The organism is Alteromonas sp. Cnat2-8 (genome assembly GCF_022348355.1).
Taxonomy (GTDB): domain Bacteria; phylum Pseudomonadota; class Gammaproteobacteria; order Enterobacterales; family Alteromonadaceae; genus Alteromonas; species Alteromonas macleodii.
Map to the genome: position 1 here is coordinate 1 of NZ_JAKREX010000002.1, position 23,436 is coordinate 23,436.

15 protein-coding genes, 1 rRNA gene and 1 pseudogene are annotated in these 23,436 nt (G+C 44.9%); 5 read left to right on the plus strand and 12 right to left on the minus strand.

Annotated elements, in window-relative coordinates:
• Positions 1–202 precede the first annotated feature (202 nt).
• Positions 203–318 (plus strand): 5S ribosomal RNA (rrf, locus tag MHN00_RS04290).
• Between the two features lie 596 nt (positions 319–914).
• Here rrf and MHN00_RS04295 read toward each other — a convergent pair.
• The 3 genes from MHN00_RS04295 to MHN00_RS04305 form a co-directional block, all read right to left on the minus strand.
• Positions 915–2,654 (minus strand): AMP-binding protein, encoded by a 1,740-nt coding sequence (locus MHN00_RS04295; RefSeq protein ID WP_239300397.1) that lies wholly within the window; start codon positions 2,652–2,654, stop codon positions 915–917.
• Positions 2,655–3,022: 368 nt separating this feature from the next.
• The gene (locus MHN00_RS04300; protein ID WP_014977404.1) at positions 3,023–3,601 is read right to left on the minus strand and encodes a hypothetical protein; all 579 of its coding nucleotides are present in this window, start codon (positions 3,599–3,601) and stop codon (positions 3,023–3,025) included.
• Between the two features lie 302 nt (positions 3,602–3,903).
• Positions 3,904–6,273, minus strand: coding sequence for a DNA polymerase II (locus MHN00_RS04305; protein ID WP_275444168.1), 2,370 nt, complete (start codon positions 6,271–6,273; stop codon positions 3,904–3,906).
• Between the two features lie 301 nt (positions 6,274–6,574).
• Here MHN00_RS04305 and MHN00_RS04310 point away from each other — a divergent pair, with 301 nt between their 5' ends.
• Positions 6,575–7,606, plus strand: a complete 1,032-nt coding sequence (locus tag MHN00_RS04310) for an MBL fold metallo-hydrolase (protein ID WP_239300847.1) — start codon at positions 6,575–6,577, stop codon at positions 7,604–7,606.
• 69 nt (positions 7,607–7,675) lie between these two features.
• Here the strand turns inward: MHN00_RS04310 and MHN00_RS04315 are convergent, their stop codons facing one another.
• From MHN00_RS04315 to MHN00_RS04340, 6 genes are all read right to left on the minus strand, one after another.
• A complete protein-coding gene (locus tag MHN00_RS04315; protein ID WP_239300399.1) occupies positions 7,676–9,004 on the minus strand; it encodes an ATP-binding protein in 1,329 nt (442 codons plus the stop codon).
• Positions 9,004–9,588, minus strand: coding sequence for a chemotaxis protein CheX (locus MHN00_RS04320; protein ID WP_014949492.1), 585 nt, complete (start codon positions 9,586–9,588; stop codon positions 9,004–9,006). Before MHN00_RS04320 ends, MHN00_RS04315 begins: the two co-directional genes overlap by 1 nt.
• Entirely contained in the window at positions 9,585–9,950 is a 366-nt protein-coding gene (locus tag MHN00_RS04325) for a response regulator (protein ID WP_014949491.1), read from the minus strand. Before MHN00_RS04325 ends, MHN00_RS04320 begins: the two co-directional genes overlap by 4 nt.
• 267 nt (positions 9,951–10,217) lie before the next feature.
• A complete protein-coding gene (locus tag MHN00_RS04330) occupies positions 10,218–11,393 on the minus strand; it encodes a histidinol-phosphate transaminase (protein WP_069944951.1) in 1,176 nt (391 codons plus the stop codon).
• 19 nt (positions 11,394–11,412) lie between these two features.
• Positions 11,413–12,234, minus strand: coding sequence for a sulfite exporter TauE/SafE family protein (locus MHN00_RS04335; protein ID WP_239300401.1), 822 nt, complete (start codon positions 12,232–12,234; stop codon positions 11,413–11,415).
• A 116-nt stretch (positions 12,235–12,350) separates the two neighbouring features.
• Positions 12,351–14,999: a TonB-dependent receptor gene (locus MHN00_RS04340; RefSeq protein WP_239300403.1), complete on the minus strand. Its 2,649-nt coding sequence runs from the start codon at positions 14,997–14,999 to the stop codon at positions 12,351–12,353.
• Between the two features lie 401 nt (positions 15,000–15,400).
• Here MHN00_RS04340 and MHN00_RS04345 point away from each other — a divergent pair, with 401 nt between their 5' ends.
• The gene (locus MHN00_RS04345) at positions 15,401–16,381 is read left to right on the plus strand and encodes a LysR family transcriptional regulator (protein WP_239300405.1); all 981 of its coding nucleotides are present in this window, start codon (positions 15,401–15,403) and stop codon (positions 16,379–16,381) included.
• 80 nt (positions 16,382–16,461) lie between these two features.
• On the opposite strand, the gene MHN00_RS04350 is transcribed toward MHN00_RS04345, so the two are convergent.
• Both MHN00_RS04350 and MHN00_RS04355 read right to left on the minus strand, forming a co-directional pair.
• Complete coding sequence (locus MHN00_RS04350) at positions 16,462–17,172, minus strand: endonuclease/exonuclease/phosphatase family protein (protein WP_239300407.1); 711 nt, start codon at positions 17,170–17,172, stop codon at positions 16,462–16,464.
• Positions 17,160–19,376 carry a VTT domain-containing protein gene (locus MHN00_RS04355; RefSeq protein ID WP_156078823.1) on the minus strand — a complete coding sequence of 739 codons (2,217 nt, stop codon included), beginning with the start codon at positions 19,374–19,376 and terminating at the stop codon, positions 17,160–17,162. Before MHN00_RS04355 ends, MHN00_RS04350 begins: the two co-directional genes overlap by 13 nt.
• A gap of 240 nt (positions 19,377–19,616) precedes the next feature.
• Here MHN00_RS04355 and MHN00_RS04360 point away from each other — a divergent pair.
• Positions 19,617–19,793 (plus strand): annotated as a pseudogene (locus tag MHN00_RS04360) (methyl-accepting chemotaxis protein); the annotation flags it as partial.
• Positions 19,794–19,877: 84 nt separating this feature from the next.
• Here MHN00_RS04360 and MHN00_RS04365 read toward each other — a convergent pair.
• Complete coding sequence (locus tag MHN00_RS04365; protein WP_239300409.1) at positions 19,878–20,474, minus strand: porin family protein; 597 nt, start codon at positions 20,472–20,474, stop codon at positions 19,878–19,880.
• A 514-nt stretch (positions 20,475–20,988) separates the two neighbouring features.
• Here MHN00_RS04365 and katG point away from each other — a divergent pair.
• Positions 20,989–23,289 carry a catalase/peroxidase HPI gene (gene katG / locus MHN00_RS04370; protein WP_014977393.1) on the plus strand — a complete coding sequence of 767 codons (2,301 nt, stop codon included), beginning with the start codon at positions 20,989–20,991 and terminating at the stop codon, positions 23,287–23,289.
• Positions 23,290–23,436: the final 147 nt, after the last annotated feature.

Sequence of the window (23,436 nt, forward strand, 5' to 3'; positions counted from 1 at the left end):
ATAGGCAGGGTGTGGAAGCGTTGTAAGGCGTTAAGCTAACCTGTACTAATTGCCCGAGAGGCTTAACCATACAACGCCCAAGAAGCTTTGGACTTCTGAGTGTTGTAGACAAGCTAAGCTCTGAAAAGAGCCGCAAGTAGAGTGAAAAGTAGTTACTCACGATTGAATTGATATCCAGTTTTCTAGATTGTTACCAGTTTTTCCTGGCAGCCATAGCGATACGGTACCACCTGACTCCATTCCGAACTCAGAAGTGAAACGTATTAGCGCCGATGGTAGTGTGGGGTTTCCCCATGTGAGAGTAGGACACTGCCAGGTCCCATTAAAAGAAACCCGCCTAACGGCGGGTTTTTTGCGTTTGGAAGAAAGAAAAAATGGGGTCAGAGTACATTAATCCCCACTCCCCCAGCAAAACCTCAAATTGGGGTCAGAGTACTTTATTACTTTAAACATCAGAACATAGTCATTCTCTTACCCCCAGTGCCGCTAAATCAGAGAAATGTACTCTGACCCCATTATTAAAATGTGTTTCTCTGCGACTGCTCTTTTTACCTACTTCTAGTTACTGTGAAAGTTTCATTTATCGAATAGTTTAAGGCGCACAAACTCCGATACAGACCTTAAGTCTTTTCACTCAGGAGTAAAGGGGTCAGAGTACTTTTTGGCTCTCACTCTCGTTAAAAAAAGAAATGTACTCTGCCCCCATTATTGTGGGCTACCTAAATTACACAGTTTTTTTCTTTTTAGGGCATTTAAGAAACAGTTTGACGATATGGTAAATAGGTACAGACTGTAGCTTAGGTGCAATCGTTGGAAATACGAATATAAGGGCAGAATATTTTAAAGCGCTATCTTTTAAAAAGTACTCTGACCCCAATCTTCGAAATGTACTCTGACCCCACTATTTGCTGGGATTATGCTTCGGTTTGTAGGGCTTGCTTCTTCAGTGTTTCTATCATGTATTCGCGCATTTTAAACTTCTGAAGCTTCCCTGTTACTGTCATTGGGTACTCTTTCACTACGCTGATGTATTTGGGTACTTTAAAGTAGGCTAGTTTGGATTTCAGGTAGTCGCGTATCTGATCTTCGTCTATATGTCGATTTTCCTTTGCCTTAATCCATAGGCATACTTGCTCGCCATATTTGTTGTCAGGAATACCAAAGACAGCGGCGTCTGACACATCCGCATGTTGATATAAGACTTCTTCAATTTCTCGTGGATAAATATTCTCGCCGCCGCGAATAATCATGTCCTTTATTCTACCAACTATTATGACATAACCTTCTTCGTCCATTTCTCCAAGATCGCCCGAATGAAGCCAACCTTCATCGTCTATGGTGGCTTTCGTCTTAACCTCATCACCCCAATAACCTTTCATTACACAGTAGCCTCTCGCGCAGATTTCGCCAGGTTCTCCAATAGGCACCGTATTGCCTTGGGTATCTATGATCTTCACTTCTGTATGGGGCATAGCGCGTCCTACGGTTTTGACCTGCTTTTCAAATGGCGAGTCAATGTCAGTAATATGATTGATAGGGCTACACTCTGTCTGACCATAACCTATGACGACTTCTGTCATATGAAATTCACTGTGAACCTTTCGCATGAGCTCTTCTGGACAGGTACTACCTGCCATAACGCCGGTTCTTAGTGTTGATAGATCAAAGCTCTTAAAGTTTGATAGTTCGAGCTCGGCAATAAACATGGTTGGTACACCATGTAATCCCGTGCACTTTTCTTCTTCTACTGTACGGAGTGTTGTCTCAGGGTCGAATGACTCTCCGGGGAATACTGCGCATGCACCTGATGCTAAGCAAACTAAGTTGCCCAATACCATTCCAAAGCAGTGATAAAGCGGTACGGGAATACAAAGTTTGTCTTTGTGTGTGAACCTCATTGCTTGTGATACTAATAGCCCATTATTTAGAATGTTTCGGTGCGTTAGCGTTGCGCCTTTCGGATTTCCCGTCGTGCCAGAGGTAAACTGAATATTGATGTTATCATCCGCGCTAAGGTTCGATTCAACGGCCTCCAACTGAGATTTAAGCGCTTCCGTTGGTTCTATTTGTAATGCAGAAAAAGCCTGTAATCCTTCTACAGGCTTATCGCCAATAGTGTATACATATTTAAGTGAAGGCAACTTAGCAAGCGTTAGAGGACGCCTTGGTGTGTTCTTATCTTGGCTGTCTATTTCTGGCGCAAGCTCTTTCAACATGGCGACGTAATTTGACTGCTTGAATGACTGCGCCATGACTAAGTATTTTACGGAAACGTTATTAATAGCAAACGCTAATTCATCAGGGCGATAAGCAGGGTTCAGGCATACCATGATCGCCCCGATTCGCGCAGTGGCCATCTGTACGATCGACCATTCGATATTGTTCGGAGACCATATACCCACACGGTCGCCAGGTTCCACACCGTTTGCAAGTAAGCCGCAAGCAACACGTTCTACTTCATACCAATACTGCTGATAGGTCCAGCTAACATCTTGATGTTTTACAATAATCGCTGGGTTATCGCCATAATTGTCGACAACATTTTTGAAATACTGACCGATAGTGAGCGACGTCAGTTCAGCGTCATCAGAGCCAGTAAACTCACTTTTCTGAAGAGGGAGTAGTGAGTTCGGTGTAAATTTTGATTCCATCATATCTTGCCTCCATGCGCGTACGCATCTGATTTATATATAAATAATAGAGTTGGCTGTTTCGGCTTTTGGTTCCAAATAACCAATGGCAACAATTGCAGTAAATGCTGAATACGCAACGAATAAAACAAATAATTCAATCTTTATTAACAATATTGTTGCAAACGGGTTTTGTCGACAAGATGTTAGTCGTATATGGGGTTATTCAACGATGAATTTGTGTGACTCGTCGTACACGCTGAAAGGAGAGTGATAACTAAAAGTGACAATGTATTTGATGTCTAAAGAAAATTGTCTCGACTTTAATGAAACAAAAAAGCCTCCGACGAAGGAGGCTTCCTAAAAATTTTTACTTTACGAAAGGTGAGTGTCTATTCAGACTCAATACCTTCGAAGTAGGCACGATATTCCATACGGGTAACGTAAGAATCGCCATTTTCGTCCATCATCTCAAAGTCACCTTCGACATGTGCAACCTTTAACTCCTCGGCTGTAAGCTTACCGTCGCTGTCTACATCGATTTCAGTAAACTTATTGTCGGCTGTGGCTGACATTTCAGTACGAAGCTCCTTATTCTTCTCTGATATCATTTCACCGTCTGCTTTAGAGAATAATTCAGGGTTGCCCTTTTCCGAGAGTAGAGCGTCATTGGTGCCTTCAGTTTTCACCTGAGTAATGATGTCGTCGCTAAACATTGATGGTTTTTCATCAACAAACGTGTTGAATTCAACACGGCTAATCATGCTGTCACCATCGGTATCCATTTTTGCGAGAAGCTTACTGTCAATAACGCCAGAAGACTCTGAACCGACGATATAGCCGTTTCCATCCTTATCCATTGCGTTAAAACCCATCGAGATCTTCTCTTCGTGGTGGCCTGCTACTGCTGAAGCAGATAGTGTTGCAGCAATAACAGCACTGGTAATCATACTTAGTTTTGTGATCTTCATAATCAAATTCCTTCTGGCTTTTACAGTGAACTCGGGCGTTCAATTGCCCTAACCACTAGGTCCACAGACCTCAACATAGGTGCAGATTGGAAGTAAGTTTCAATCTGACACCGCTAATGACTTACGTAATTCATTATTCATTGAATGTGCCAAATGCATAACTAACTGATTTAGTGAGGTAATAAAAATTTAAGGCGAGGTTTTCAATGTTATTGCTATGTTAAATTGTCGCAGTGTTTGCAAGATCTTCATACGTCAAACTTAAGCTGTTCTCAGATATAGATAGAACCCCATTAATGAGATTAAAACAGCGAGAGCTGATCGTTCGCTATTGTCTCAAAATTCAGGCCAATAAGAGGCAAGATACTATCGGCAATGGGTTGGATTTGCTTTTCAATATAGTGGTCATATTGAAGGGGGGCCGTGGCGGTTTCTGCTGTTTGAGGGCCCTGTACTGTAATAACATAAGCAATGGTAGTATTAAACTGATAGCGAAGTGGCAACCCCTGTTCTTTATAGTACTCGTCCGCTAATCGCGCTGCCTTTACGTGGGGAGGTAGCGACTTGGTATACGACGACAAAGGCTTTCGCAGCCGCTTTTTATAGACCAAAGCGTGATCCATTTCACCGGACTTTATCGCTGCTATCGTGCTATTTATGTAGTCTTCAACAGGCTGTCCAGTAAACACTTTTTTGTACAGCTCGTACTGGAAGGTTTTAGCTAGTACCGTCCAATCAGAGCGGACATTTTCTAAGCCTTTAAAGACAAGTTCACCGCCCTTCATTCCTGCGTAACGTTTTTTGCTGCCTTCGGAAGAGCCTCGGATCGTCGGCATAAAAAACGTAGAAAAGTGAGATTCAAACTCAATTTCTAAGTGGCAATCAATGTCGAACTCACTTTTTAGTAACTCTGTCCACTTTCGATTAATAATGCTAGCGAGCTCAAGTCCAGTCTCTGGGGGCGTACCCAGTGCATCATTCCCTTCTACATGAACAAATGTTGAGTCGGTATCGCCGTAAATAACCGTATAGCCTAGTTCTTCAATCCAACCCGCAGTGGTTTGCATAATCTCATGACCCCGCAGTGTAATAGAGCTAGCCAGGCGAGGATCGTAGAAAGGGCAACCTCCACTACCAAGCACACCATAGAAGGAGTTCATTAATATTTTGATGGCCTGAGAGCGCGGTGCGTCATTCTGTTTTTTGGCTTCGTCGCGCTGAAGCCATAGGTTTTCAATGATGGAAGGTAGAAAATGAGATTCGCGGCTAAATACTGCGCCTTTAAAACCTTCAATCGCCGTGTGGGGGGACTTAAGCCCTTCTGCAAGTCCTAACGGGTCGATTTTAAATGTACGAATGATGGAAGGATATAGGCTCTTAAAATCGAGGACTAAAACGTCTTTATATAAACCTGGCTGGGAACGCATGACATAACCACCCGGACTAGCCAAGCCTCCATTTTCAGGTCTTACCCCCGCGACATAAGACTTGCGGTGAAGCTTAGGCAAGTACACATTTAAAAACGCGGCCACTGACCCTCCGGGGCGACTCATATCTAGGCCGGTAAGAATACTGCGCAGTGCCAGAAAATCGATAAATTGGGTTTTATCCTGAATGCGATTGACCAGTTCCGTGTCTTTAAAGTTATAGTTAGCGAGAGCAACAGGGTCGCTATGATAAAGACGCTTTATCGCTTCAAGCTTGTCGGCGGCTTGAATAAGCTTATTTTCGCCAAGCAGTTCTTCAGATACGTGATCGAGCGAGAACGATTCGAATTGATAAGTCATTGTTTTTAGTGCTTCGATACCATCAATAACGCATCGTCCTGGCACATCAACGAGGGTTTGATCTTCCCACTGTCTTACAGAAGCCTCTCTGCCATGGCGGCCGATAGTATACTTTAGCGAGTTAGCCCTAGCGCGGCGTTCAAGTACCGCCATATCGAACTGTTTAACATTCCAGCCTAAAATGATATCTGGGTCGTAGGATGTAAGATATGAAAAAAATGCTTCAAGCAATGCTTTTTCTGATTCAACGGTAATGAGCTCGTACGCGCTGTCTTTTTGTCCCTGCAATGTTTGCCCAACAAAACGTGGCGGGCATAAAAGCAGCACAACGTTGAGTCCTTCACCGGCTAACGCAATGCTAAAGAGTTCTTCATGCTCATTGCATTCGATGTCTATGCTAAGTGATGTAAATGTGGTTCTGAATTGACAGGGTCTGATTTGCGCATTTTCTATAACGATCTGTGACGTATCGTCAAAATCTTGCGGGGCCAGGAATTCCACCGCGCCATACACAAAGCGCTCCATTAAGTAGCGATCGGCAACGCGAATATCGGCTTCGTACAATACAATACTGCTTTCCTGCGCATGCTGGCGAAGCTGATGCATATGTGATTCGGTTGCGGTTTTTACCGTCGCAACAGGAACTTGTTCCAGCGTGTGAAACCCGTCATCTGAAATACTGATCTTTGCTGAAATACGCTCGGCTATATTGCGTAAATCATTTGTGTGATCTACAGATACAAAGCAAGTGGGGTATTGGGGTGAAGAAATTAACCTAGCGGTACTACTGGGCGTTTTAACCCATAGCTCAACATACACCTTGCCTCGCCGGGTAAACGTACTTTTATTGAGTATGAACCCTTGTTGTATTGTTGAGGCTGACATGGATCTGATTTACTAACCGGCTTTGTTGACGTTAATTTCTTTAAATAGCCTCATGGGCGTGTACGTTTTATAAACTCGCATTACCATTATCTGTTCAATAACTGGCGCAAAGGTGCAATAAAAATGCGCTACCACTGTGCACGAGAAACGGCAGTAGGCTTAGTATAACGTTTGTTATCACCTACTCCTATAGATCTCTATTCGACAGATATGTTTGTTTTTGTAAGCAGCGCGAGTTAAAACGAAAACGTACAGTCTTTGTGCACGTTAGACCATGCACGATAGAAAAGGTGAGGGCGATATGGAATATCTATTCGATAAACAGGTAGAGCCGGGCGAGCTAATAGAAGTGGCCGATGGTGTTCTTTGGCTAACAATGCCGCTTCCATTTGAACTTGACCACATAAATTTGTACCTGATCCGCGGTGAAGGCGGTTGGGTGGTCATTGATACTGGCATAGGAACGTCCACCACCAAAGCGCTGTGGGAGCGTATATTCAAGCAATTAGACGGGCCAATAGTTGGTGTCATCGTTACGCACTTACATCCTGATCATGTAGGGTTAGCGGGCTGGATAGCCGACACGTATAATGTTCCCTTTTATATGTCTCAAACTGAGTACTTTACTGCCAGAGCGTTTGCGGCAGGAAGAAATGGCGCAACGAATGACCGGGATGTGCAATACTACCAACGAGCAGGTTTAGACGAATCCATGATCGCAACGCTTACTTCTGGTGAAGGCAACGGCTACAGCAGCGTCGTTTCACCACTACCTATTAGCTACACACGTCTAAAGCATGGTATGACGCTGTCGCTTGGCGGTAACGAATGGCAGATCATCATTGGCCGCGGCCACTCTCCTGAGCATGCGTGCCTTTACAATAAGCAAAAAAATATTCTCATATCAGGCGATCATATTTTGCCGATTATCACGCCAAACATTGGCGCCTACTCAACAGAGCCTGATGCCAACACCTTAGACGACTACCTTTCTACGCTGCCGCAATTCAAGAATTTGCCCAAAGGTGCGACAGTATTACCTGCTCACAAGCTACCCTTTATCGGCCTGCATGAGCGAGTAGATTCGCTTATTGCTCATCATCACGAGCACCTAAAAGCACTGTTAAATGCTTGCGAGCAACCTCAAACGGTCGTAGAGCTATTACCGGTTATGTTTAAGCGCAAGCTCTCTAGTCGCAACATGGTGTTTGCAGTAGCAGAGTGTTTGTCTCACCTTAATTACTTGCTTAATGAAGGAGTCATTTCGCGGACGTTAAACAGCAAGGGTGTGTATACATTTAAAGCCTGTGAAGTAAAAAAGCTTGCTTGTTAGTTCAGTCAGAGGACATACAAACAGAGTGAGGATTAACAACGTCTTACTCTGTACTGGGCTATCTGTGTTCTAGGCCGTTTGAGAATTTTCCGCTTCGTTTTCTTTATTCTCTTCATTATCTTCACTGGACGGGGGCTGTGCTGCAGGTTGTTTCGGAATGGTGATCTCTACCACGGTTCCTTTTGCCTCTTTGCTGCTAATAGATATTTTACCTTGATGTTGTTCGATAGCGGTGTAAGCCACAGAAAGGCCCAGCCCTTGGCCTTGCCCTTCGGGCTTTGTAGTAAAGAAGGGTTCAAAGACTCGCTTTAGATGTTTTGTAGGAATACCGCAACCCGAGTCCAGTATTTTGATGGTCACCAACGTAGGTGAATCGAGCACAGTAAGTTTAATGAAGCCCCTATCTTCTATGGCCTGCGCTGCATTTATCATGACGTTCATTAGCGCCTGTTTCAGCGGCCCAGGGTTTCCCATTACCTCCACTTTCTCTAATTCACATTCAAATTTATATTGGGGCGTGCTGTACTGGGCGGAAATAAGCGTGATCAGCTGGTGACACACGGCGCAGATATCTACTATCTGCACGCCTTCGGTAGTCTCCAGCGAAAAGTTCTTAAGGTTTTCGACGATGTCTTTTACGCGGGTAAGACCGTCTGTAGACTCGGCAATTAGCTCAGTAATATCGTCCTTTAACAAGTCGTAGTGATTAGACTCAAACAGTGCGTCGACCTGCTCTTTAAGTTCGTCGGTGAAGTGTTCGAGTTGCTCCTGAACGCCATCACAGATCGCAATAAGGTGAGTTGCGTATTGCTCAAGTGTATTGAGGTTAGCGCTCACAAAACCAATAGGGTTATTAATTTCGTGGGCGATCCCCGCCGCTAGCTGACCAGTAGAAGCCATTTTCTCAGCCTGAATTAGCTGGCTCTGTGCGGTATCGAGTTTGCGAATTAACTTTTTTTGCGCTTCGTGTTCTTTCTTCAAAGCTTCAGAAAGCTTTTGCTGGGCTCTAAAATAGCTAGCTTGGGCGGTCACATCTTGCAGAAAAATACACGCCAATTTTTGCCCTGTGTTTTTGTCTTTAATGGGCAAGATTTCCATGTTTTGATACATCTGTGTTTCTTCACCCGTTATAGGGCGAGAGCTCTTAAACGGAAAGATGTGGGGGCGTTGTTCCCAGTAGCTAAAGCTAGGATGCTGCAGTACAAAAACTGACTTTAGTCTGCGTTTTAGAAACTTACCTTGTCCTTGAAATAACTCAACAACTGGCGTTTCTTTATAGCAGTCGCGCATATTGTGAGGAAGTCGATCTAAAAAGAAGTCGTTTAGATAAACAACCTTAAAGCTCTCATCGACTATACCAATTCCGACAGGTAATTTACCTACCAGTTGTTCAAACATTATGCGAGTAACTCATCCAATGTGTCTTTCATGCGTGCAAGAGATTCATCGTCTAAGCAGAAAACAACGCGCATGCTAAACGACGAGATCGCGATAATAAACTGCACTTCCATCACTAAGCTGTGCTGCCATTGCAACTCATCGAAGTTCGCTTTATCGGGCAAGAATAACGTGGGCATGTTCAAGTTAGTGGTAAGCTCCAACTGGTCGGAAAGACCAGCCAAACACGCACCTGCCAAAATGTTACAAAGCTCCAAGATAATCTCTTGAATGTCTTCTTTGCTTAATGGTTCATCGTAATCCATTAACGTTGCGACCTCACTCAATCCAGCTTGAGATAGCACAGACATCACTTCGCCGTGTACGTCGCCTAAAAAAGACTGACGGGTATAGAAAGCGTCTTCGGTTTCAAATAAGAGACTGTAAAGCTGGGTGGGAGTAACCGCTGAGATTTTTGGGATAGAAATATCAATTTTGGTTTCAATTAACTGCGCAAGAGAGTTAGCCGCTTGCCCCATGGAAATATTTAGGAGTTCTTGAAGGGCATCTCTTTGCTCTTCGTCTAGTGGTAGTACAATGCTCATAGATACCCCAACTCAAACAACGACATTGCTAATTCTTCTTTATCAAGCGGTTTGCGTAAAAAGCGCTTTGCCCCCAGAGACATGACAATTTTCTGTTTTTCTGGCTGAAAGTCAGCGCTAATCACAATTACATTTGGGGCGTCGGGCCTTTGGTGCAAGAATTCCAACACTCCAACGCCGTCAACTTCTGGCATGGTTAGGTCTAAAAGTACCAATGCAAATTCACTTTCTGACAGCGCATTTATGGCTTCTTGCCCGTTTGTTGCTTCGGTGATGTCATACTCTAAATCTTGCGGAAGTGAGCGAATCACACTACGCCTCGACAACTTAGAATCATCAGCTACTAATACAGAAATTGACATTTACAGCCTCCTAGAGCGGCATTTAATGCGATGCCTTTTTAGTAAAGTATGTGCAACTTTAGCGTTACTGCAACAATACCGTAAAAATTTTCCAATCAGCGTATTCTTTGAGCAGTGGCGCTTTAAAATGAGTATATGACAGAAGTGACTTTTATGCGTATTAGACTTTTAGTTGAAAATGACTAGGAGAGTAAACGAGGAAGTCGCAGAAAATTTAAGTCTATAAGTAGCGAGGTGTGCATTGGCCGACAATGCACACCCTTGCAGCTAAGTATTTTGCATAGTGTACATTTTTTCAAGTGCACTGGGCATGGCATCAACATAGCGTTTTACATCGCCAATTTTTCCCATACTTACGCGAGACCAGTTGTCGTACGTACGGTAGATTCCTCTAATCAGCACGTCCTGTTCAGCCATGGCTTGGCGGAAGTACTCTGCGTTGCCGTCACCTAAGTTAACAAAAATAAAGTTAGTACTAGAAGGTAGCGCTGTCAATCCATTTGCTTTTACTGCGTCCATAACCATAGATTTACCTTCATAAATTTTCTCTTTAGAGAAAGTTAAAAAGGCATCGTCATTGTAGCTGGCGATAGCCGCGGCAAGGCCTGCTTGATTCAATGTATAGCCGCCCATGCCATAGCGATTGATCCACTCAGTGTTTTCCTCTGATGCGATTAAATAGCCCACGCGCATACCTGCTAAGCCATAAATCTTTGAGAAGGTTCTCGCTACAATGACATTATGACCAGCTTTAACGAGCGGAATCATTGAATGCTTAGGAGGCTCATCGATAAGCTCGTTATATGCCTCGTCGACCAACACCAGTGTTTTTTTAGATGCTTTTATGCAGAATTCGCGAAGCTTATTCGGATCGAGCACTTTTCCCGTTGGATTGTTCGGGTTACAAATGTGCACCATACCAATAGAGTCGTCTATTGCGGCGTACATGGCATCAAGGTCAATATCAAGCTCTGCCGTATTAGCAACTCTCACTATTTCTGGCGCACCTTGTTTTTCAGGTGCTTTAGACGTGGTGTCCCAAAAAAGGTCCGGGCCCAGAATTTTTCCATTCTTGCTGGCCGCAAGGGCGGCGTAGGAAAGAATAGGGCTTGAACCTGCGCTCAAAGAAATGTGCTTTCGAGTAATGCCATAGCGCTCGGCAATCATATCCAATAGTGTCATAGCGGCAGGATAAGCATAGTAGGCTCCACCTTCCGCCGATGCTTTTGCGATAGCGTCTAGCGCTTTCGGGCTCGGCCCAAACGGGTTTTCATTGGCATTGAGCTTTGCAACCCCAGGCTTTGGTCCATACATAACAGGCGATGGGGAAGCGCTTGCGCTAACAGATTGGGCGCTCACAAGGTGACTTATGCCACTCGCACCTATTGCTGACGCTGCAACTGTGCCACCAATAAACAAGCGTCTTGAACGGTTATAACTCACGGGTTGTCTCCTTCTTCTTTTAAATAGCTTTATAGAACATTGCGCTAGAAACAATGACGAGATAGATGCCAAATAAGCGCTTTAGCTTCTTTTCACTGAAGTTGTGCGCCATTTTGGCTCCGATTGGAGCGGTAAAGATTGCCCCAATACTGATAGCAATAAGCGCAGGTATATTGATGTAGCCAATAGTGCCTACCGGCAACGAGGCGGTTTCAGGGTGCTTCATAAACAAAAAGCCAATGGCACCTGGAAGCCCGATAAGAAAGCCGACGCCTGCGGCGGTCGCAACAGCCTGTTGAATGGAGCGCTGGCACATCACCATAGTGATTACTGTCGGCGTACCGCCGCCTATGCCAAGCAGAGCAGAGAAACCACCCAGAACAAACGCCAAAACCGCTTTGCCTATGCCTTTAGGCATATCGAAAACAAGCCCGGGTCTTACAACGAACTCAGGGAAAAGGAAGTATACGGAGTAAAGTAGAACACCAGCGGCGAACACGACCGTTAAACCATTGGCGCTGGAGTTGTTTGCGATGAGCAGCCCGCCACCAACGCCAAGAATAAGCCAAATACTCCACGAGCGAAGAATGTCAAAATCCACCGCACCTTTAGCGCGATGCGCCATCACTGACCGAGCGCTTGATACCACAATGGATGCCAATGATGTTCCGATGGCTACCTTAACGAGGGCTTCTGATGGAGGAGTAAAAAACGGAAAAACAGCGAGAAGAGCAGGCACGACAACAAACCCTCCGCCATTACCAAACAGACCTGCCGTGATACCTGCAATGGCACCAGTTATACACAAAGTAACTACAAACCACAGTAGCTCTATTTCCATTTGCTTTTTACTCCGCATGAAACAGCTTTAAACATGAATGACCTTTTAAGTTTTTCTTATATACAGTTAACTACATACACAAACACCGACTTATGTCGGTGTTTGCAAAGAGCCAGTTAAAAACGGGCTGCAAGTCGGGTGTAGTAATATCCTCCCTGCCAATCAACCACCGAGGCAGAGTCATAGACTTCACCGCAACAGGCGTCGCCGTTAGTACTCACATCTGGGTAATTGTCGAAGAGATTTCTTACCCCCACTGACAGGGTGAGGTTTTCGTTAATAAGGTAGGAGCCCTCTATATCGAACATATATTCGTCACCGAAGGTTTGAATATTTGTGGCGTTTACCCCGTCATCGCTTCCCGCATTTTCGTATTCGCCAAAATAGCTAAGACGCGCAACGGCAGACCACACGTCGTAGCTGTGAGTGACCGAGAACACTCCACGCATTTCGGGACGGCCATTTTCAAAGTCGAACTGATCCTCAGCGTTCAAGTATTCACTCGGATCAGAATCGAACTCTGTTTTGTTGTAATTTACAGAGCCGGTTAGCACGGTTGCGCCATACTTCGATTCCATCTTGTAAGTAGCGACAACGTCCACGCCCTCGGTTACGGTATCGAAAGCATTTTGGAAGAAGAACACACCACCAATGGACTCGGCGCCAGAAACATTGGCACCTGCTAGGGCTAGATAGTTTTGGTATGCGTCATAACCGTCTGCTTGAGGGTCGGTAACGACAGTGGTGGAAACATCTCGGGTAGACACAGAGTAAAGGCGGTCTTCAAGCTTGATGTTGTAGTAATCAACAGTGAGCGTTAAGTCGCCATAGTTCGCAGTCATGCCCAGCGTAAAGTTGGTCGATTTTTCGGGTGAAAGCTCGTTGGCACCAAGCGCCTGCGCTACTTCGCCGCCGGCTGGGAACAGACCTGTTGCTACTGGGAAGCCATCGGGCAGACGGGTAGATACGTTGGTCGTGCCTTGCTGACCTGGAGTAGGAGCTCTAAAGCCAGTGCCAAAAGACGACCTAAAGCCTACTTCATCACTAAACTGATAGAACCCTGCTACTTTGTATACTACTTCTGAGCCAAAGTCAGAATAGTCTTCATAACGCAGCGCAGCCTGAGCAAACAGCTCGTCTGTAATGTCACCAGAGATATCCGTGTATACCGCATATGAGTCACGCTCGTATGAGCCCGAATAGTCTGGTGAATAGCCAGGGAAGCCGTTGGAGCCAACGCCTACAACAGTATAAACGGCGTCTACTCCAGCGAATCCATCATCTTCAACCCCATCGTCGTTACTGTCAGCACTGGTGTAGTTGGCACAATTCAGAGTTGAACCGTTAGCAATGACAGCAGCGCCCAGTGCCGTAGTGGTGTAGTCGTCGTTACAAAACTCCCAAGGGTCGGATGTGGCGTAAGAGCCTGCAAAATAGGAACTTAGCTCGCCTTCAGATATTTCGTATGACTCGTCTAAGTAACTTGCACCGAAGGCAAGAACATACTGGTTCAAGTCATAGGTGAAGTCAGCTTGAATCTGTGTTTCTTCGTTGGTTAAGACACCCGGCTTAAATGAAGTAGGTGACTCGTTACCCAGTGACGGGTTAATGGTATTGGCTAGTGTGTAAGAGATTTCATTATTGCCGTAACGACCACTGATATCATAAGTAAGGTCGCCCGACATGCCCTTAACACCACCAACAAATGAGTAGTCAGTCACATCACCGAAGAAACGGGGCGTGAAGCCACCGGGGAAGAACTCTAGCGGGTTCCAGATTGAACCGTCCTCAAGTCGAATGTCTTCAATGGTGCCATTGCCTGGATAGCGATAATAGAATGAACCGTCACCTTCACTTTCTGAATAATTGCCGAATGCGTAGAGTTCAAGTTCACTGGATAGTGCGTAACCGGCGTTAAAGAAAACACGCGTCCCACTTGTATTTGGTTGCCCCCATGGTTGGACTACGTCTGAACCATGAACGCTGTTGGCCATGGCCGTAGCATCAGCGATGTATTGATCTGACTGATCATCCACACAAAACCATGGCTCACAATATTGCTCACCGCGAAAGGTGGCTTCGCTGTCAGAGTATTCGGCTGAAATACTGAAAAAGCCATCGTCGCCTAACGCGAAACCTTTATTCCCAGTAACGGTAATTTGATCGCCATCTCCTTCGTAGTAGCTGCCGTAGTCGGCAGTGAACGAGCCGCCTTCGGTGTTATTTTTTAATTGAAAGTTGATAACACCTGCAATGGCATCTGAGCCATATTGCGCAGCTGCACCGTCGCGCAACACTTCAACACTTTGAATTGCTGCGGTAGGAATAGTTGCTATGTCTGGCCCCTGTGTACCAGAACCGCCAATTGAAACAAGTGCGGCCCTGTGACGACGTTTAGAGTTAACCAAAACAAGCGTTTTGTCGGTGGGCATACCTCGAAGCGTTGCTGAACGGATAAACGTTCCGCCGTCGGAAATGGGTTGACGGCCTACGGAATAAGAGGGAACGAGTGTCATAAGAACATTGTTCATATCGGTAAACGCAACGGCTTCAACGTCTTCGGCGGTGAGTACATCAACCGGTACAGGGGAGCTGGTCACCGAACGCGGTGCACCGCGGGCACCAACAACGGCAATGCGTTCTAGGTCTTTGGCTTCTGTGGTTTCTTCAGTCACTTCTTGTGCCTGTACAAGCAATGAAGTAGTGAAAAGTGTTAATCCGGTAAGTGCGTAACGTACTGCAGTGTGGAGCTTTTTCTGTTTCATTTGTGTTCCCAATCGTGCTTATTGCTACTTAGTTTTGTGGGTGTGGATTATTAAAATCTGCACTCTTTTTAGGCACGCACGAGCACTACTTTGATGCGAGAAGCATCTTGTTATTGTTGTCTAGCCACTCGTGTACAAGAACAAGGCTAAAAACTCTTTGGCTTTGCAGGAAGAAAGAAGATTATTCAGGGGTATAAGAAAAATATTGAGCTGTCTCACAGGGCGCTAATTTAATGCTATTAGACTTAAGTATGGGGGAAGACAAGATTTTCATGGCCCACTGCTTTTAGCCCATTTTTACAATTTTGCTTCATATAACTTAATGGAATGGCATATTCGTTGCTGCCGTCTTCATTAAACCGTTCCCGTTCTAGAACTCACCACCTTTGTAAGGAGGGCAAGTGCATTCAAAACAGCTGCATTATTTTGTTATGACTGTGCGTAAGGGTAGTATTGCTGCGGCGGCGAGAGCATTGGATATCGCTCAACCCGCCATTAGTCAGCAGTTGGCAAGTTTAGAAAGAGAGATGAAAGCGACGCTGCTTGAAAGAAGTTTTTCGGGAGTAAACCTAACATCGGCGGGCGAAGTTTTTTATAAACATGCATTAAAGCTGCTAACCGAAATAGACAACGTTAAGGCCGCATTGGAAGCCTTTCAAACTGGACAAAAGAAGGTAGTAAAAATAGGCATGCTACCATCAATCGGCAATGTGCTTTCTTTACCGCTGATCACGGAGATAACGGCGAACCATAAAGGGCTCAAAGTCGAAATCAGCACTGGACCGTCTTACACCATTAATGATTGGCTTGAGTCAAAGCAGGTGGATGTTGCGCTTACTTATCAGCAAGCTGTCGACCCTAAATTCATGCGAGTCACACCGCTAATTCAAGAAGATCTTCATTTGGTTTTTTCTGCCTCCTCATCGTGTGAACAATACGCCAAGCTTCGAGATAGAACGACGATCCGTTTTTGGGAAATCAGTGAATTACCTTTGCTGTCACCGGGTAACAAAGATGCATTGGGTCAACTAATTGCTGACTATGAAAAAGCAACGGGCGTTAGTTTGCAGCACGATTTGGCTTATTCTGGACAACTCATGACTGGCCTTAGGCAAGTTATGCAGGGAGAAGGCGTGATGATCCTTCCTACATCAGCTATTTTTCATTTAAAGGAGTCTGGTCTAGTTTCATCACTGAAAATAACACAGCCAGAAATGCAGCGTACTGTACTCGCTGCGACAAACAAAAGTGCCAAGACGCTGCTAGATAGCAGTCCGATCATTGATATTCTCAGAAAAGTAGTGGCTCAAGAAAACGCACTGAAACACTGGTGCGGTACGTTAGAATTTGCCGCTTCATCGTTTATAGCGCAACCTGCATAGCACTATGCCAACACAAGATAATGCTAAATCTCGCGTACGACGAGAATAACGCAACCCGTTAAGTGCAAAAGAGCACTGGGTTAGTCGTTCTGGGGCAGTTCAATATCAACAAGCACAGGTAAATGATCTGACAAGATTCGAGTTTTCGCATTTTTTAATTTTCTGCACGCTTTTACCTTGATGTCGTCAGACACCCATACTCTATCAAGTGCAAATACAGGAAAGTGGCTTGGAAATGTTGCCCCCACTTTTTGCTGTAATAGCAATTCGTTAAGTGCTTTAAACGCTTTTGAGAAAAACTGCCACTCGTTGAAATCACCGGCTAGAACTAGAGGGATTTGCTTCTCTTTCATCTTCAAAGAAAGGTGCTCATGAAGCAAAGAAAACTGTGAGCGACGTTCTAGCTTCTTAAGCCCCTTATGGGTATTCACCACCGTAAGGGGGGTCTTCTCTGTCTTGAGCTCTACAATCTGAACATTTCTAGGCTGTCGCCCGTTTTGGCTGACATCCAGTGTATCGTGCGCTAATACGTCAAAGCGAGTTAGGATGGCGTTGCCATACCAGCCATCAGATTCCCTAATGGCTGGTGATGGAATGAGCTTAAACGTGTTTTCAGCGCAGATATCTTTAACGTCCTGTGCTGTATTTCGCTCAGAGGGACGAGTATCCATTTCTTGCAGCAGCACCACGTCGGCGCCACTGTTTGCCAAAAATTGCCCTATGCGTTTGTAATCGTGCTTTTTGTCTCTACCTATTCCGCTGTGAATGTTGTATGTCACTATGCGGCACATTTCTCTACCTCATCTTTGTCACTATTATCACCGGCAGTATCTTGATTACCCGACTCCTTTCGAGCTTGGTAGTATCGGGCAAATTTTTGCGAGCCCCAAATCATAAGGCCCCATAAAACGATACCGCCAACTAAATAGCTAATGGTTTCCACAGAAGGGTTTTGCCAAATTTGTGCTATCGAATCACCCACAAGCCCTTTCGCAATCATGGGCGGGAACATGCCTAAAAATGTCCCTACTAAAAACTGGAAAATGCCAATAGATGAGATACCCGCTACCAAATTCACCAAACTAAAGGGCGCTACAGGCAACATTCGAATGGCCGCGACGCCAACGATACCGCTACGCTTTAGTTTTTCATCAACGGCAGCTACCTTTGGACCACCAATTTTTCTAAGCCCCGCGTTGCCTGATAGCTTGCCTATTCCAAACATAATTGCAGAGCTCATTAGTGCTCCCATGATGCCGTAGATGGGCCCCCATATAGGGCCAAAAATAGCAGCCACAGCAAGTGACAGTACAGTGACCGGGAAGAATAAAACGCCGCCGACCACATAGACCAGCAACACGGTAGGCAGAGCAAAGTACGTACCACGACTTTTCTCTAGAAAGGCGTTAATGCTGTCGGAACTTAACCATGGTATGGACTGGCTAGCCCAAAACATAAGCCCGCCAAGAACAGCAATGATGGCAAGACCAATCAAAATCATAATACTGCGACGTCTTGGGTTGCGTGCAGGCATAGCAGCTCCATCAAAGGTTGGCACCGAAATAAGGGGTTCTTCAGGGTCAGATAACGCTCTGAACACATTCTTAACGGATTGTTCGGTAAACACCTCATCGCGAACTTCGGTAAGTACGTAGCCGTGTGCTATCTGATCCTGCATTAATGCTTCAACCGGATATTCATTGTTGAATAACGCCGGCATTGCATCAATATCACGCCCCGTGTGCTCTGCGAGTAAGTCGTTTCTCACTTGCTCAATACACGCCTGATTGTCTTTTGTGTTACCAAACAGCACCGTGTCGATTTCGGTGTCTAGCGTCATTGAGCGATTACTCAAGTTTGATGACCCGATAACAAGGTATTTGTTATCGATGGTCATCACTTTGGAGTGGATGCGCTTGTATGCCTTGCGGCCTTGCATGTCTTCAATTGAAGAATAAGTCAGTTTTACTCGCTTAGGGTCAATCCCTTTTTCTAAAATTTCCTTGAATTCTATGCGGCTTGCCCAAAATGCTTCGCACTCAAACTTACCTTTTGGCTCGTAGGAACTTACGATAATGACCGAAAGATTAGGTTTCAGTTTGAGCTGCTTATTCAGCGCTTCAGCGATCTCCTGACGCGTTGTAAATTGATTCTCAATGTAGATTACAGACTCTGCTTCACCGATAAGATCAAGCAGCATATGACGTACCTCTTGAGCAGGCTCGACCTCATCCATAAATGGAATTGTTCTGGCAAGTGCACACTCTACGTCTTCAAAAAGGGGAGGATAATCTTGTGGCCAAGCATCAGGCAACGGGGCATTTTCATCAATGCGCGCGTCCTCGCGGATATCAATAGGTGAAGAGTCAGCAACACGCTGCCACCTCCATCGAACTAATTTTGAAAAGTCGGCTACTACGGGTCCACTTGATACCATTTGCACATCATGAAGAGGACCATACTCCCCATCAGGCCCATCACGCTCTTCTGAAACTACGGGATGGTCACGGGTATCCCAGCGGTTAGTGGATACATCCATTCCACCTGAGAATACGAGTTCATCATCGATAACCACAATTTTTTGGTGCTGACTTCCGCCCATCGGAATCGTGTCATCGAGCTCGGTTTGCACATTGTCTGGAGTTTTTTCTTCCCACACTTCCTTTGCCCACATTTCGCGCTGCGCGAAAAAGGCTAGCGATGAGTCCCAACGTAGCAGGTAAATTTTAATGTCAGGATTTTGCTCAGCTTTCCACTTAAGTAAATCACTTATTACGCTCGGTGCTTCACTGTTCGCTTCGTCGTCGCCTCGCAGCAAGCGAATGCGGCTATCTATATCCCATCCGACAATGAAGATACTGTGCTTAGCTTTAACGATAGAGCTGTGCAAGGCTTTATAATAGTTTCCGCAATCTATCAAAGGTGTAGAAAAGCGAGCCTTGCTCTCTACCCAACAGTTTTGACCGGGTTGAAATACACTCTTTCCTGATTGCATGTGACGTTTCCTATTTATTCATTTTTCACTATTTGTATTCTGTTGCAGAATTTGTACCTCTATAAAACGAAAGAATGATAAATATAAGTAATTGATTTTTATCGATAATTGGAGTTTTTGAGCTCGTGTGTAAGATGTGTCAGTTCGCAATGTGTAATATTTTCACTGTAAAACGAGTTTAATATTCACAGTTGGAAAAATAGGCGCTAGATAAATTAAGTTTTATCCGAAGACTATTAAGCGATAGAAGCGGCACGAGCAGGTGAAATGGGAAGAGGGTTTGCGGTTGTGGCTGATGAAGTACGAACGTTAGCAGGTAACTCCCAGTCCTCATCCAATGAAATTGACAACTTAGTTAAAACGACAGTGTCAAAAATTGAGGAACTGGCGCAGCTCATCCAGAAAATAGACGGGTAGCAAAAATTAAAAAGCCTTGGCTGTGTTGCCAAGGCTTTAGCATTCTCATTAAGTCACGTTGTTAAACGTGAGGCAGCAAATGTCTTAGAAACGATACTCAACACCAATACTGGCTTGCTTAAGATCGGTTTCAAAATCGGTGTCGTCGATGTCATCAAACGCTTCGTCTGCATCAAGCTCTGTATCATAAACAGTGTACTCGGCGTTTACTAAAAAGTTACTAGTAATCGCGTAGCTTAGGCCTGCGCCTACAAACAAGCTTTCGTCATCGTTATCACGTGAAACGCCAGCAAAGTTGTACTCGGTTTCTGACCAAAGTTGACCTGCTTTCGCGTAGAGAGAAAAACGCTCTGTTAATGGAAGAATACCCTTGATCGCCGCGGTGTAGCCGTCTGTTTCAGCACCTGCAAGGTCGTTACCGTAATCACCAAAATCGATGTAACCACCTTCAATTGCAATCCACTCATTGAATTTATATCCAACAAGGCCTTGCCAAACATCTTTGTCATCGTCAAAGTCATCTTCACCTTCAACGCGTAGGTAACCGTAATTACCACCTACATAAAAACCACTGTCTTTTGCTTCAATTTGATTTGATTGAGCATGCGCACCGAATGAAGCCATAGCACTGATAGAGGCAATAGCTGCAAGTCCGGTAAGTGTCTTAAGTGTGTTTTTCATAAGTTCATCCTCATTACTTCTTTAACATTCCATCGACTTCTTATCTGAAGTTAATGCGTCTTTAATTGCATCATCTCTGTATCAATTGCTGTGCCATGGTAGAAATTGCAGAATGTATTTCAATTAGATGAAAACTTTACATAAATCGGCACTTTTTAGTTGGTTATTTAGCCGCTTATAGAAAGTATGGAAAAGTTTCACTCTTCACGAAGCGAAAAAATTTCCCAATCTCTGAAAGAGATTCACAGATCTAGCTCATTTTCCGCATTACATAATTCTACTGAGCGACAGTCGTCTACGTCATAAAGTGAACTGGGTTTTTAAAGTATTGAAATTAATCAACTTTTCATTGATTGGATTTTCTAATCAGTTGAATTCATTTTATCAACTGTAAATATTCTCTAAGCCTGTCTATCTTTTAACTGCTTATGAGGTAAACAAAATGTTAACAAATTAGTGGTGTGATTCGCACTCACGCTTTGGTAACTACAACAAACTCAGACGGGAAAAGACCATGACTATAAACAGGTTTAAAAAAACCACAGTATCAGTACTTGTTGCCTTATCGCTTGGTGCAACAGGGGCTATCGCCAACGATCAAATTAGTAAGCCTGCGGGTGCTAAAGGCACGGGCACTGCTAAAGCTTTTCAAGCGAAAAATAATCAATTTTGGTGGCCTGATCAGCTCGATCTCTCTCCGTTAAGAGATCACGATAATCGCTCAAACCCACTAGGTGATGATTTCAGTTATGCAAAGGCATTCGCTAAGCTAGATCTCGACCAAGTAAAAAAAGATGTTAATGAGCTACTCACTACTTCTCAAGATTGGTGGCCGGCCGACTTCGGAAATTATGGTCCTTTCTTCATTCGACTTTCATGGCACAGTGCAGGTACCTATCGTACGCTAGATGGTCGTGGCGGTGGTGACGGTGGTCAAATGCGTTTTGATCCGCTGAACAGCTGGCCAGACAACGGAAACCTTGATAAAGCGCGTCGCTTACTTTGGCCTATTAAGCAAAAGTACGGTGAAAGTTTATCTTGGGGCGACTTAATGATCCTAGCGGGTACCGTAGGCATGGAAAACATGGGCTTTGACACCTATGGATTTGCGGGTGGTCGTACCGACGACTGGGAACCTGACATGGTTTATTGGGGCCCAGAAGTGGAAATGCTTGCGAGCGATCGTGAAGAGCGCGACGGTAAGCTTCAGCGCCCGTTGGGGGCAACGCACATGGGCTTGATCTATGTTAACCCTGAAGGCCCTAAAGGTGTGCCTGATCCGATGGGATCTGCGAAAAATATTCGCACTGCATTTGGCCGTATGGCGATGAATGACGAAGAGACCGTTGCGCTAATAGCGGGTGGTCATACATTTGGAAAAATGCACGGCGCACACAAGCCTGCTGATTGTTTAGAAGCTGAGCCAGGCGGTGCAGGCTTAGAAGAGCAGGGACTAGGTTGGAAGAACAATTGCGGTAAAGGCAATGCAGAAGACACAGTAACGAGCGGTTTGGAAGGTGCTTGGACACAGCTACCTACTAAATGGACGAGCCTATATCTCCAAAACTTATTGGGCTTTGAGTGGAAGCAAACTCGCAGTCCTGCCGGCGCTATCCAGTGGATCCCTACCGATGAATCGCTTCATAAATCAGTACCAGATGCGCACGTAGAAGGTAAGAAAAATCCTCCTGTGATGACTACAGCTGACTTGGCGCTTAAGTATGATCCAGAGTATCGAAAAATTGCCGAGCGCTTCTTAGCGGATCCTAAAGAGTATCAAACGGCGTTTGCCAAAGCGTGGTTCAAGCTAACTCACCGCGATATGGGTCCTAAGGCACGTTACTTGGGTAACGATATCCCAGAAGAGAACTTCATCTGGCAAGATCCAGTGCCTAAAGCTGACTATAAAGCGATCTCTGATAAAGACGTTAAGAAACTTAAAGCTGACATCTTAGACAGTGGTTTAACCGTTCAGCAACTTGTGAAAACAGCATGGGCGGCAGCATCTAGCTTCCGAGCATCTGATTTACGCGGTGGAGCGAACGGTGCTCGTATTGCCCTTGAACCGCAAATGAATTGGGAAGCCAACGAGCCTGAAACCGTTCAAGCCGTTGTTTCTAAGCTTAAAGAGATGCAAGAAGACTACAATTCACGCATGTTTTCTAAGAAGAAAGTATCTCTTGCTGACCTCATTGTGATTGGCGGCGCGGCAGCAATTGAAAAAGCAGCGGCAGATGCTGGCGTCAAGGTTACTGTGCCAGTGGTTCCGGGTAGAACTGATGCTACGCAAGAGCAAACAGACGTTAATTCGTTTTCATTGTTAGAGCCAACAGCCGATGCGTTTAGAAACTATTACAACGCAGAAGCTAGCTATCGTTCGCCAACCGACATGCTGGTAGACAAAGCCGATCAGCTTAATCTAACGGTACCAGAAATGACTGTTTTGCTTGGTGGTCTGCGTTCATTGGGAGCAAATACAGGTGGCACTAGCCACGGTGTATTTACTGACAAAGTAGGCACGCTTAACAACGATTTCTTCGTAACGCTTCTTGATATGGGCGTTAAGTGGAGAAAAACAGATAACCCGTCGGTATATGAAGGTGTAAACAGAACTACTGGTGAAGTTATGTATACAGGTACGCCTGTAGACCTGGTCTTTGGATCAAACAGTGAGCTGCGTGCAGTGGCCGAAGTTTATGCCTACGACAACGCGAAAAGCCGTTTTGTTAAAGACTTCGTCGACGCTTGGACCAAAGTGATGACGCTAGACCGTTTCGATTTACGTCACGATCTAAACGCCAGCTTGGGTAAATAGATGCGATAAAACTACTATCGCGAATTAGCTTAACAACTAATTCTCAATAGACATAAAAACTAAAAGGGCGCTTCCGCGCCCTTTTTAATTGATTTCTATAAGTTGTGTTATGAATTCTTAATGTGATTAAAACGCCAGCGAGACCAT

Bases quoted from the DNA above. Each gene is read 5' to 3' on its own strand.
- MHN00_RS04315 (WP_239300399.1), bottom strand. From the start codon at position 9,004: ATGTTTGAACAACTGGTAGGTAAATTACCTGTCGGAATTGGTATAGTC.
- MHN00_RS04355 (WP_156078823.1), bottom strand. From the start codon at position 19,376: ATGCAATCAGGAAAGAGTGTATTTCAACCCGGTCAAAACTGTTGGGTA.
- MHN00_RS04350 (WP_239300407.1), bottom strand. From the start codon at position 17,172: ATGTGCCGCATAGTGACATACAACATTCACAGCGGAATAGGTAGAGAC.
- MHN00_RS04320 (WP_014949492.1), bottom strand. From the start codon at position 9,588: ATGAGCATTGTACTACCACTAGACGAAGAGCAAAGAGATGCCCTTCAA.
- MHN00_RS04300 (WP_014977404.1), bottom strand. From the start codon at position 3,601: ATGAAGATCACAAAACTAAGTATGATTACCAGTGCTGTTATTGCTGCA.
- MHN00_RS04305 (WP_275444168.1), bottom strand. From the start codon at position 6,273: ATGTCAGCCTCAACAATACAACAAGGGTTCATACTCAATAAAAGTACG.
- MHN00_RS04325 (WP_014949491.1), bottom strand. From the start codon at position 9,950: ATGTCAATTTCTGTATTAGTAGCTGATGATTCTAAGTTGTCGAGGCGT.
- MHN00_RS04310 (WP_239300847.1), top strand. From the start codon at position 6,575: ATGGAATATCTATTCGATAAACAGGTAGAGCCGGGCGAGCTAATAGAA.
- katG (WP_014977393.1), top strand. From the start codon at position 20,989: ATGACTATAAACAGGTTTAAAAAAACCACAGTATCAGTACTTGTTGCC.
- MHN00_RS04335 (WP_239300401.1), bottom strand. From the start codon at position 12,234: ATGGAAATAGAGCTACTGTGGTTTGTAGTTACTTTGTGTATAACTGGT.
- MHN00_RS04365 (WP_239300409.1), bottom strand. From the start codon at position 20,474: ATGAAAAACACACTTAAGACACTTACCGGACTTGCAGCTATTGCCTCT.
- MHN00_RS04295 (WP_239300397.1), bottom strand. From the start codon at position 2,654: ATGATGGAATCAAAATTTACACCGAACTCACTACTCCCTCTTCAGAAA.
- MHN00_RS04340 (WP_239300403.1), bottom strand. From the start codon at position 14,999: ATGAAACAGAAAAAGCTCCACACTGCAGTACGTTACGCACTTACCGGA.